The following is an 11,948-nucleotide window of genomic DNA, read 5'->3' on the forward strand; positions in this document are numbered from 1 at the left end:
CAGTCCCTGACGACCCGGCACCGCATACTGGGACCCGGCGGGGACAGAGAGGCGGAACTGTGAGTCAGCAGCACCCGGAGTACGACGTCGTGGTCATCGGCGGCAGCGGGGTGGACACCATCGTCCGCGTCGACTCGCTGCCGGTCCCGCTCGCCGACTCGGTCCTGGTCGGGCCGATCGAGGAGTGGCCCGGCCACACCGGGGGGAACTTGGCCCTCGGTGCTCGCGCACTCGGCCTCAGGGTCGCGCTGCTCGACTGCATCGGCGACGACTGGATCGGCGCGCAGGTACGCGAGCGACTGGCAAAGGGCGACGTGGAGTTCGCCCCGGTGATCTCCCCCGCCGGCACCCGCCGCGCGGTGAACCTGGTGGACGCGACCGGCCGCCGGATGTCCTTCTACGATGCCCGCGACCCGGACGGTCTGCGGATGCCCCGCGACCACTACCTGCCCCGGCTGCGGCGCGCCCGCCACGTGCACGTGTCCATCATGAACTTCGCGCGCTTCCTCTACGACGACATCGAGGACCTCGGCGTCCCCGTGTCCACCGATCTGCACGACTGGGACGGACTGGCCGACCACCACAGGGAGTTCGCCCTCCGCTCCGACCTCGTCTTCCTCAGCGCGGCGGGCGCGGGCGAGGAAACCCCCGCTCTGATGCGGGAGATCCTCCGCGAGGGCCGCGCGCAGACCGTGGTCGCCACGGCAGGCGCGGACGGCTCCTACGTCCTCACCCGGGACATCGTCAGCCGGGACGGCGACTCCACCCCGCACCACATCCCGGCGACCGTGCCGCCCGCACCGGCGGTGGACTCCAACGGTGCGGGCGACGCGTATGTGTGCGGGTTCCTGTACGGCAGGCTCACCGGCCGAGACGTACTGGAGAGCGCCCGCCTGGGCGCGGTGGCGGGGGCTTACGCCTGCACGGCCCCAGGCTCCACCGCCCTCATCTCACCGGAGGCCCTCCTGGGCGGCTCCCTGTAAATGCCGTGTCGCCGCGCCACCGGTGGTGCCGAAGCCGCCGGTGGCGCTGAAGCCGCCGGTGGTGCCCAAGCCGCCGGTGGCGCCGAAACAGAGATGGCGGCCCGCAACGCCCGTGAGAAGATCCCCTCGCCCTGCGCGCTTGTTCGACCATGGAAGGTGACGATGTACGCGATATCCCTGGGCGACGACGGCGCGGACCTGCGCCCGCTCGAGCCTTGGCGGGCCGAGGAGTTCCTGGTCCACATGGACCGAGGACGGGAGTTCATCGGGCGGTACGTCGGACTGCCGGACGCCGTCACGGACCTGGCGTCGAGCCGCTCGTACCTGCAGTCGTACGCGGAGAAGGCCGCGGCCGACGCCGGGCGGATCTACGGCATCTGGACGGACGGCAAGCTGGTCGGCGGAGTCCTCTTCCGGACGATGGACGTCGAGCACGGCACCGCCGAGGCGGGCTGCTGGCTGGAGCCGTCGGCGGTGGGCAGGGGGCTGGTCACCAGGGCCGCGCGCGTGATCATCGACTGGGCCATCGAGGAGCGTGGCATCCACCGCGTGGAGTGGCAGGTCTCGGCGGCGAACGAGCCCAGCATCGCCGTGGCCCGGCGACTGGGGATGACGAAGGAAGGCGTGCTGCGGGAGAGCTACCGGTACCGGGGGAAGCGGCACGACATGGAGGTCTGGTCGGTGCTCGCACCGGAGTGGCGCGCTGTCAGGCAGGCGTCGTAGAGCGCCCACCGCGACGACTTGCCTCCGTCGGCGACGGAGGCAAGTCCGCACGTCCCCTCGCTTGCAGCGGTCGCGTCGCTCAGCCTCAGGCGTAGGGGTCGAACGAAATGCCGGCCGGCTTGGCGTTCGCCAGGTGGTTGTTGAAGTTCCCGTCCTTGAGGCCGAAGACGGCACTGCCGAAGTCGGCCTGGCTCAACTTGTCGCGGACTCCTGCCGGGTAGCCGTTCCAGCCGACCAGGGTGGGGAACTGCCAGGTCCGGTAATGGTTCTCCGGTGGCTCGTCGTTGGAGTTGGCGGCGCGGAAGCAGTGGGTGCTCGCACCGTCCTTGTGATAGACGATCTTGGGGTGCGTCCCGTCCCAGCGGATCTGGTCACGACTGTGGACGGTGAAACTGCCGTGGTTGGAGGTGGAGACGTACTGGGCCTGGTTGTTCTGCACCCACACCACGACGTGCTCCCAGTCGTGGCGGTGCCCGCCTATCGTCGCCTGGTCCTTCTCGAAGTAGAGGCCGTACATGAGCGCGCACCAGCCGTTGTTGCACTTGTAGCGCGCGTATCCGTTGGTGTTGTCGAGATCCCATGAGTCGCGGCACTGGCCGTTGAGGGCCCCGGACGGGTTGAGGCCGCCGTTTATGGTCCCGTCGGGGCCGATGGCCGGAGTGGGGTAGCAGCCGTCCGTGTCGTAGTCATAGGCGGGTTGGTACGTCTGCTCCAGGCTGTCCGCGTTGGCGGGCAGGCCCTTGGGAGGGTCGGCGAGCGCGCTGCCCGGAAAGGCGACGACCAGCGCGATGGCGCTGGCGAGGGTGAGCGGGACCTTGCGCATGAGCGAGCGCCTCTTCACTGCGTCCTCCTGATGGACCGCGGCATGGGGGGTAGGCGAGCCAGATTGGCATGCTCAGCTCATTGTTGGGGTCCTCGTTGACAACCTGAGCGTCGACAGGTGTCAGAACGATGAAAGATCAGCCAACACAGGAGGAGATGAGAGGCCGGAGTCGCACATGCAGCAGAGGGAGACGGCGAAGTACGGCTGCTCCACCCGGACTTGACTCCACCAGAGCAACGCAGAAGCGTGCACAGCGCACCGGTCGGCGGCTACGGAGCAGCATCCGGCAGCGCCCGATCAAGCCCCCGAGGGAGCTGGGGCGTTCGGCCGGATCAACCTGCGTTCTTGGAGGGTGGCCCCGCCGCGGCCCCGGCCGTCGCCGCGGTGATGCGGTCCAGATCGACGGCCAGGCCCTGCAGCCATGCCTCGGCGTCGTAGTAGACCGGCGGGGCGGGGGCGCCGTGTGGCCGGGCGTCCGGGTCGCCGGGGCCCGGACGGCCGGACAGCGACGACAGCGGACGTGCGCCTGCGAGGAGGGTGCCCACCAGCTCGTACTGCCGGGCCAGTTCGGCGCCGTCCCGGGCCAGCCGCGCCCCGTACGCAGGCTCGAGCGACCGGACCCCTGCGTCCGATTCCCCCCATTCCACCAGGCGCCGGGACCCCCGCAACGCGTGATGGCCGGCCATCAGAGCGGCCTGCCAGTCCGCCACCGGTGTGTCGGCCCGGCGCGGCTCGCTCTGGTACTGCGCGAAGGAGGACTCCGCCAGCATCAGAGCGTGCTGCAGAGACGGCAAATGTGGCCTGTCCCGGCCCTCCGCGTGGCCTGCGGTGAGGATCGACGTGGTCGACGTGATGGTCGAACCGATGGTGCGGAGCAGCGCGGCGACGTCGCGGCGCAGTTCCTCATGGGCGCCTCGTGGCCAGGCGAGCAGCCCGATCACCAGCCCGATCACACTGCCGGTGAGCACGTCGAGGAAGCGGACCGCGGCCAGGTGCCAGGTGGCAGGCGCGAGTTGGGCGAAGACGACGGACACCACCAGGGTGAACAAGCCCTGCGCCCAGCCCACGCCCCGTGTCGGTCCGATCCAGAACGTGGCGAGCATGACCACCGGCAGTACCACCGCGTAGGCCGTGGTGTTCCCTCCGACGAACACCAGCAGGACCGCGGCGGCCAGCGCACCCAGCAGAGCGCCGATGAGGGCCTGTCGCACGACCGCACCCGTCTGTGCGGCCGTGGTGCGGATCAGTGTCAGAGCGGCCAGCATGGCCCAGAAGCCGTGTGGGAGGGAGACGACGCCGGCCACCGTACGGGCGGCCGCCAGGGCGAGGCTGATGCGGACCGCGTTCTGGAAGTACACGGAGCGGGGGCTCAGATGCGCCATCAGGCGATGCGCCCACAGCCGGACCGTGCTGTGCCCCACGTACCAGAAACTGCCGTCTGGTGTCTCGTCGGGCCGGAGGCGCCGTCCCAGGGCGAGATCGGCGGCCGTCGCCAGCGTCACCCCGGCATGGGCGGCCTCGATGAGCATCGCCTGACGGTACATCACCGTACTGGTGGTCTCGGGCGCCGCCCCGTCCGTCGGCACCGTGCGAAGGCGCCGGTACAGGGCCAGGGCGGCCGGCAGCCGTCCCGGGCCGGCCGGTCGGCCGGTGCGCAGCGCGGCTGCGGACCGCCGGGCCGACTCCGCAATCAGGTGCAGGAGTTCGAGGGACTGGGGATGCGGGGCCCGATGGCCCGGGCCTGGCACCTCCGGCAGACGCGCGAGGAGGACACGGGCGGCCATGCCGGTGTGGGCGAGTGCCCGCTCCCGGGGCCCCGGTCCGGCAGGACGCTCCGACTCGGCTACCTGGGAGGGACGCAGCGCTTCGCCGGCCGCCCGTGCCGCGCTGCGCGCCCCGTCTGACAGAGTCCACGGCGGGCGGGTCAGCTCGGTCGCGCAGCGCGCCGCGGTCATGGCCGCGTCCGCCGACAGGGCGCGGTAGGAGGCGGTGGGCGGGTCGGGCAGCAGCAGGCTCTCGGCGACCACGATCAGCAGGATGCCCAGTGTCATCCCGCCCAGCCGTTCCCCCAGAGTCTGCGGGGCGAACGGAGGGAAGCACGGCAGGATGTACAGCAGTTGCAGCCCGGGAGCCGCCCCGGCCAACCGGGGACCGGCCGCCGCCGCGAACGCCAGCAGGAAGCCGATCACCAGCATCCCCGCCACCGCGGCCCAGGTGCGTACCGCGAGCAGCGTCCCGGCCGTCACGAGAACCCAGCCGACCGGGAGCATCCGGACCACGACGGCCGCGCGCTGGCGCCCTGTGCCGGGGATCCGGGAGAGACCGGCCATCGCCACCGCCGCGAACAGGGCGTACGTGGCGGTGACCGGCTGGTTCAGCCCGTAGAGGCCGATGAAGAAGGCGGCGATGGCCGCGACCGTCACCCGGACGGCCCGTCGGCCCGCGCAGGCAGGGGTGCCCGTTCCGTGCCGGAGTGCGGTGGCGGCACGCCGGAGCGCCAGGACGGGGTGCGGACGTGACCGGACGGTGGCACTGCTGGTGTCCGTCTCAGGGCCCATGGTCAGCATCCCTGCCCGCTCGTCCTCCCTGCATGATCACATCTGCCCGGAACAGCCGCATCAGCATCCATACGTGCGTTCCGCACTGCTGCGACCGGGCGTTCGGGCGTTCGCGGGCCGGGCCGCGGGGGCCGTCACGCCTCCACAGCCGGCCGTCGCCACAGGTGGCCGCCCGCTCCGGCAGCCAGCACCATGACGCAACCTGCGAACACCAGGCCTGCGTTCCGCAGCCCCAGTGCCATCGTCAGGGCGCCGACCCCGATGACGGGCACCGAGATACCCCCGTACGCGACGACGAAGAACGCCGAGATGGTCGCGCCCCTGCGGGTTTCCGGAGCCGCCGTACTCACCACGGTCAGCCCTGCCCGGAAGGCCAGGCCCTGGCCGATGCCACCCGCAACTGCACCAACGAGCAGGAACGGCAGCGACGCCAGCAGCAGAGACACGCCCACCAGAAGCAGGCCGGCCACGAGCACCAGGCAGCCGACGGGCAGGGCGCGGCGTGCGCTGACGCGGCTCATCAGCAACTGCCCGACGGTCGAGGCGCAGAAGACGGAGAAGACGACGGCGCCGGACACGGCCAGGTTGTGCACACCGAGCGTCTCGCTGAGGAAGGCCGGAGCGACCGCGGTGAACAGGCCGAGCAGCGAGAATCCGGCGAAGGCGGCGAGTGCGGAGGGCGCGAACACACCGCGTACCTCCGCGGGGACGACCATGCCCTGCGGCCGCAGCGGGCGCCTCTCCCCGCTGCGGTGCACGGTCTCGGGCAGCAGCCAGGTGACAGCCACCGCGATCACGAGGAGCGCCAGATGCATCAGGAAGGGCAGCCTCAGGGGCCACGGCGCGTACTCGGCCAGGGCCCCCGCGGTCAGGGGGCCGAGCCCCAGGCCGCCGATGTTGGCCGCGGTCGCCGCGAATCCCGCGCGTGCGCGTCGCCCGGCGGGTGCCAGTTCCAGTACGGCGGCCGTACCGGTACCACTCAGCAGGCCCGCGGAGAGGCCCGACAGGACGCGACCGGCGAAAAGCAGCGGCAGTCCGCCCTCTGACAGGAAGCACAACGCGCTCAGAGCGGCCAGTCCCAGGGCGCAGAGCAGGATCGGGCGGCGGCCGAGAACATCGGAGAAGTCGCCGGCGATGAGCAGGGCGGCGATCACGCCGATGGCGTAGACGGCGAAGACCACGGTGACGAGCAGTTCGGAGAACCCGATCTGCTCACGGTAGAGCCCGTACAGCGGAGTCGGCAGGGTCGTGCCCATCATCCCGATCGCGAACACGCCCGCCGCGGCCACGTATCCGGGCCGTACGCCGCTCTGCTGACGGTTCGTATCCTGACTGATCACATCTCACCATAGGCAGTTGGCACGGTACGTGCGGCACCGGCCGCGCGGCCCTGGTCCTGGCCCCCGGGGGACTCGCCGAGGGCCGCCGAAGTCCCGGCACAAGGGGGCCCGGAGGCGGAGGCTGTGGTGAGGGTCGTCAGCTTCCGGTCTCCGGGCCTATGGGCGTCGCTGTGTGGGCCTGAGCATCGTGTCCGCCAAGGGCATCTCCCTTCATCGGGACTGTGTGCCGTACAGGTCTCGCCAAGCGATTCTCCCTTCCTTGGCTCTGCTCTCTCCGGATGCGCAACTGATCGCAGCTCCCTTCGACGGGGTGCGAGAACGCGGTGCGATGGTGAGCGCCGCGTTCATGCTGTCGGTCCGGGATGCGTCCGAGGGGCCGGGATGACGCGTCCGTCGGGCTGGATCTCGCCGTCGTCGGTGAAGACCACCACGCCGTTGCACAGCAGACTCCAACCCTGCTCCGGGTGGGAGGCCACGCGGCGTGCCGAGCCGTGGTCGGAGGCGTCGGCGTGTGGGCACGGGGGTTGGTGGTCGCACATGGACAGGGCCTTCGTGGTCCTCCGCCGCCCGGCGACGGAATCTTCCAGGAACGCAGTCAGCTTCGTCCGCACCACCGGGTCCGGGGAGGGGAGAAATCCCCGAATGGGTACCTGATCCGTCATACGTAGATCCACCGTCGTCGACGCGGAGTGATGCTCCCCTTACCCTCTGGCAGCGACGCACTGCCTCCGGCCGCCGGAGGGCTTTTCGACGAAGTCAGACAAGGATCACGAGGTCGGAACAGGGTCCGACGAGGCTCACCGATGGGATCAGAGACGCTCAAAGGTCCGCGAGAGGGGTCATCGGGTTCGAAGGAGCCGGGTCGTGCAGCGCGCGTCCGGCGGCCTCGTCCGGCGCCAGCTCGGTGCCCTGCCGGAACGCGTCCTCGTACGCCCGTTCCCCGAGGTCGCCTCGCAGCCGCGCCGCGGTCTGCTCGTGCCCGGCGGCCAGATGCCGGAACCCCGACTGCGACGTGCCGATCGAGCGCCACATCGCGGACGCGGAGCCCAGCATCCGGGCGGCGGCCTCGGGCTGCCCCGACGAGGCGGCGATCCAGGCCAGGACCTCCAGGCACTGCGCCATGCCCCATCCGTCGCGCACGGCCCACCGGGTGCGCAGGGCGTCTCGCACCAGCTCGGTCCCGCGCCGCGTCGCGCCCTGGCGCCAGGTGTACAGGCCCAGCGCCCACAGCGCGTACGAGCGGGACCACTGGGCGCCTGCCGACTCGCACAGCGCCAGGCACTCCTCGCCGAAGAGGGCGGCCCGGTAGTCACCGTAGAGAGCGCAGGCCATGGTGAGCTGATAGAGGCAGGTCATCACGCCGTTGCGGTCACCGGCCGTGCGGTGGCCTGCGAGCGCCTCCTGCAAGAGCCGTGCGGCTCCCGGGAAGTCGCCCTCGAACAGGGCGAGGCCGCCGAGGTGCTGTGTGCACCTGGTCCGGGTGGGGGGATGGTCGAGGCGGAGCGCCAGCGCCCGGCACTCCTCCAGCCGCGGCTGCGCCGAGGAGGTGTCGCCCTGGAGCGTCGCCAGCCAGGCGTCCACCCACAGCGCCCGGCCGCGGGCCACGGTCTCCTCGGGCACGAGCCACAGCAGCTGGCCGAGCCAGTGGCGGCCCTCGCTGAGATATCCACCGCAGATCCAGTGCGGCCACAGCGCCGCGGCGATCTCAAGACCCGCCCTGGCATCCGCGGGATCCGAGCAGCAGAACTCCAGCGCGGCCCGGAGGTTGGAGTGCTCGCTGCGCAGGCGGGCCAGCCACTCCTCCTGGCGCCAGGTCAGCCACTCCGTCTCCGCCAGGCAGGCCAGCCGGTGGCACCAGTCCCGGTGGCGACGCTGCAGTGCCGGCACCAGACCGAGCCCGGCGAGGCGGTCCATGCCGTACTGCCGGATCGTCTCCAGCAGCCGGTACCGCACCCGCTCCGCCTGCTCCTGCCGGATCAGGATCGATTTGTCGACCAGCCCTGCCACCAGGTCGAGGACATCGTCGCGGGCGATGCCGTCGCCGGAGCAGACCTCTTCCGCCGCCTCCAGGTCAAAGGCCCCGGCGAACACGGACACCCGCGCCCAGAGTGCCCGTTCGCCCGGGGAGCACAGGTCGTGACTCCAGTCGATGGCCGCGGTCAGGGTCTCGTGCCGCGTCAGCGCCACGGCGGTGCCTGTCCCCCTCGCGGGCTCCAGCCGCCGGCCCACCCGGTACAGGATCTGGTCGGCGGGGAGCGTCCGCAGTCCCCCGGCGGCCAGTTCGATGGCGAGCGGGAGGCCGTCCAGCCGTCTGCAGAGCCGTACCACCGTGTCCAGGTTCTCCGGGCCCAGTACGAACCCTGGCACCGCCTGCTGAGCCCGCAGCGCGAAGAGCCGCACCGCTGCGTAGTCGGCCAGGCGTTCCGGGCGATACGGCACGTCCGACGCGGGCACGGGCAAGGGCGCCACCACCATCACCGACTCGCCCTCCAGCCGCAGTGGCTGGCGGCTGGTGGCCAGGATCCGTAGCCGGGGAGCCTCCCGCAGCAGGCGGTCGGTGAGCAGCGCGCAGCCCGTCAGCAGGTGCTCGCAGTTGTCCAGCACCAGCAGGGCCCGCTTGTCCCGCAGGTGGTCGACGAGCAACTGCACCGGGTGCCGCGCGGCCTGGTCCCCGAGCCCGAGTGTGCCCGCGACCGTCTGCGGGAGGAGGCTCTCGTCCTCCAGCGGCGCGAGCTCGACCAGCCAGACGCCGTCCGGGAAGGACGCGCGGACCTGGTCGGCGACACGACGCGCCAGCCGGGTCTTGCCGACGCCGGCGACGCCGGTGAGGGTCAGCAGACGTGCGCTGGTGAGCAGCCTCCCGGCCTCGGACAGCTCCTGCTGGCGGCCGACAAGATCGGGTTCGCCGGGGAGGTTGCCCCTCTGCCGCGTCGGCGCGTGCTCCGCCGCCATAGTGACTTCACGCTAGGTCCGTGCACTGTGCCGGTCAAATGCCGGTCAAATACGGCCGGGCCCCTGCCAGGACGCCTTCCGGAGCGGTGCGAGCCGGGCACACCGGGCATAGCCTTGAGGTGTCGGCTCGGTCCGAGCGGGTGAAACCCGTTGACCGTGGCTGGTTCGAGGCATTCATGGGCGCGGCGGCAACGAGCACCTCGGCGGGAGTACAGCCAGGCAGGCTCCCGGCCGAGGTCACGAGTTTCGTGGGACGTCGGCACGAGACGGCCGACGTGAAGAGAATGCTGGGCACGTCCCGCCTGGTGACCCTCACGGGAGTGGGCGGGGTCGGCAAGACCCGGCTGGCGCTCCGCGTCGCAGACGATGCGCGCAGGGCGTTCCCCGACGGCGTATGGCTGGTGGAACTCGCCGCACTGGGCAGTCCGGAACTGCTCGTCCAGAGCGTCGCCGAGACCCTGGAGATACGGGACCACTCGTCCCGGCCCGCCATCGACGTCCTCACCGACCATCTGCGGGACAAGCAGGCCCTGCTGGTGCTGGACAACTGCGAGCACATGGTGGAGAGCTGCGCGCTGCTCACCGACCGCCTGCTGCGGGAGGCACCGATGCTGCGCGTACTGGCCACCAGCAGACAGCCGCTGGGCATCGCCTCCGAGCAGACCCTGCCCGTACCGACGCTGACGCTGCCGGACTCCGGAGGCCGTCCGCTGTCCGCCGCCTCCCTCGCCCAGTGCGACGCGGTGCGGCTCTTCGTGGACCGGGCCGCGGCGATCCTGCCGGGATTCGCCGTCACCGAGGCCAACCGTGACGCGGTGGAGCAGGTGTGCCGGAGGCTGGACGGTATCCCGCTGGCCATCGAACTGGCCGCGGTGCGGTTGAGAGCGCTTTCCGTACAGCAGCTGCTGGACAGGCTCGACAACCAGTTCCGGCTGCTCACCACGGGTTCACGGGCTGTCCTGCCCCGCCATCAGACGCTGCGCGCCCTGATCGGCTGGAGCTACGACCTGTGCACCGAGCGGGAGCAACTGCTGTGGGCCCGGATCTCGGTTTTCGCCGGGAGCCTCGATCTGCAGGCGGCCGAGGCGGTCTGCTGCGGGGAAGGCGTCGCCGACGACGAGGTCCTGGACCTGGTGACCGGGCTGGTGGACAAGTCGGTGCTGCTCCGGGAGGAGCACCCCTCAGGAGTGCGCTACCGCATGCTGGAAACCCTCCGCCAGTACGGCAGGGAGAAGCTCGCCGAGTCCGGCGAGGAGGCGGCCCAGTTGCGGCGGCACCGCGACTACTACCGGCGGCTGGCGGCGGATGCGCGGACGGAGCTTTTCGGGCCCGGCCAGGTCGCCTGGTTCTCCCGGCTCCAGCTGGAGCACGCCAACCTGCGCATCGCCCTGGAGTACAGCTTCACCCAGCCCGGCGAGGCCCCGATCGGCCTCAGCATCGCCACCGACCTCCTCTACCACTGGATCACCAGTTACTACCTCGCCGAAGGACGCCGCTGGCTGGACGAGGGGCTCGCCGTCTGCACCGAACCCACCGAGGTCCGGGCCCGCGCACTGTGGACCGACGCCTGGCTGGCCATCATCCAGTCCGACATCGACGCGGCCTCCGCCATGCTGGACGAGGCCCGCGACCTGGGGACCCGGCTCGGGCTGGATTCCGTCCTCGCCTACGTCGCGCTCTACTCCGGCATGGTCGCCATGTGCCGGAACGAGATCGAGTCCGCGATCAGGCTCTACAAGGACGCCGTGGGGCGCCATCGCGCCATCGGCGATCCCGTGGGGCTCGCGCTGGCGCTCATCCGGCTGTCCCTGGCCCACTCCTTCTCGGGTGACTCTCCGGGCGCCATCGCCCTGGGCGAGGAGTCACTCAAGGTCTGCGACGCATACGGCGAGGGCTGGCACCGGGCGTACACGATGATGGCGCTCGGCATCGAGGTGTGGCGCCAGGGCGACACCGAGCGCGCGGCGGCTCTGGAGAAGGAGAGCCTCGCGTTCAACCACTCGCTCGACGATCCGCTCGGCGTCGGGGTCAATCTGGAGGTACTGGCCTGGATCGCGGCCACCGAGAAGCAGCACCGGAGTGCGGCCGGGCTCCTCGGAGTCCTGCAGACCATCTGGCAGGCGATCGGCGCCCCGCTGTCGGGATACGGGCATCTGGTGCACTACCACGAGGAGTGCGAGGCGAGCACGCGCCGCGCGCTGAGCAAGTCGGCCTTCGAGAGCGCGTTCAGGGTCGGCGCCGGCCTCTCCTACGACGAGGCGCTGACCTACGCGCTCGAAGACAGACTGCCGGCGGCGGAACCGTCCGAGGAGGCGGAGGCGCCCTCGCCGCTCACTCCCCGGGAAACCGAGATCTCGCACCTGGTCGCGCAGGGTCTCAGCAACAAGGAGATCGCGGCGACACTGGTGATCGCCCAGCGAACGGCGGAGGGCCACATCGAGCACATCCTGAGCAAGCTCGGTTTCAACTCGCGCTCGCAGATCGCGGTCTGGGCCGCCGAACAGCAACGGACCTCGGTTCCCAGCGACGGGCTGACACCCGGCTAACGGGCCCGCAGCACGATGTGCCC

The 11,948-nt window shown here is 71.1% G+C and carries 8 protein-coding genes; 3 read left to right on the plus strand and 5 right to left on the minus strand.

The genetic code is table 11. The features are described from left to right. Positions 1-59: 59 nt before the first annotated feature. Both H1D24_RS16440 and H1D24_RS16445 read left to right on the plus strand, forming a co-directional pair. On the plus strand, positions 60-983 hold the full coding sequence (locus H1D24_RS16440) for a carbohydrate kinase family protein (protein ID WP_309484338.1): 924 nt from the start codon (positions 60-62) through the stop codon (positions 981-983). Between the two features lie 162 nt (positions 984-1,145). Beyond that, on the plus strand, positions 1,146-1,706 hold the full coding sequence (locus H1D24_RS16445; protein WP_181658325.1) for a GNAT family N-acetyltransferase: 561 nt from the start codon (positions 1,146-1,148) through the stop codon (positions 1,704-1,706). A gap of 85 nt (positions 1,707-1,791) precedes the next feature. Here the strand turns inward: H1D24_RS16445 and H1D24_RS16450 are convergent, their stop codons facing one another. The 5 genes from H1D24_RS16450 to H1D24_RS16470 form a co-directional block, all read right to left on the minus strand. Then, positions 1,792-2,529: an NPP1 family protein gene (locus H1D24_RS16450; protein WP_181658530.1), complete on the minus strand. Its 738-nt coding sequence runs from the start codon at positions 2,527-2,529 to the stop codon at positions 1,792-1,794. Between the two features lie 332 nt (positions 2,530-2,861). After that, entirely contained in the window at positions 2,862-5,087 is a 2,226-nt protein-coding gene (locus H1D24_RS16455) for an FUSC family protein (protein WP_181658326.1), read from the minus strand. 134 nt (positions 5,088-5,221) lie between these two features. After that, complete coding sequence (locus H1D24_RS16460) at positions 5,222-6,427, minus strand: MFS transporter (RefSeq protein ID WP_374064247.1); 1,206 nt, start codon at positions 6,425-6,427, stop codon at positions 5,222-5,224. A 344-nt stretch (positions 6,428-6,771) separates the two neighbouring features. After that, the gene (locus H1D24_RS16465) at positions 6,772-6,966 is read right to left on the minus strand and encodes a DUF5999 family protein (RefSeq protein WP_181658532.1); all 195 of its coding nucleotides are present in this window, start codon (positions 6,964-6,966) and stop codon (positions 6,772-6,774) included. Between the two features lie 280 nt (positions 6,967-7,246). Beyond that, complete coding sequence (locus tag H1D24_RS16470) at positions 7,247-9,379, minus strand: ATP-binding protein (RefSeq protein ID WP_181658327.1); 2,133 nt, start codon at positions 9,377-9,379, stop codon at positions 7,247-7,249. Positions 9,380-9,627: 248 nt separating this feature from the next. Between H1D24_RS16470 and H1D24_RS16475 the strand changes: the two genes are divergently transcribed. Then, entirely contained in the window at positions 9,628-11,925 is a 2,298-nt protein-coding gene (locus H1D24_RS16475; protein ID WP_309484340.1) for an ATP-binding protein, read from the plus strand. The last annotated feature ends 23 nt before the right edge of the window (positions 11,926-11,948 follow it).

It is taken from the genome of Streptomyces himalayensis subsp. himalayensis (genome assembly GCF_013778455.1).
Lineage (GTDB): Bacteria > Actinomycetota > Actinomycetes > Streptomycetales > Streptomycetaceae > Streptomyces > Streptomyces himalayensis.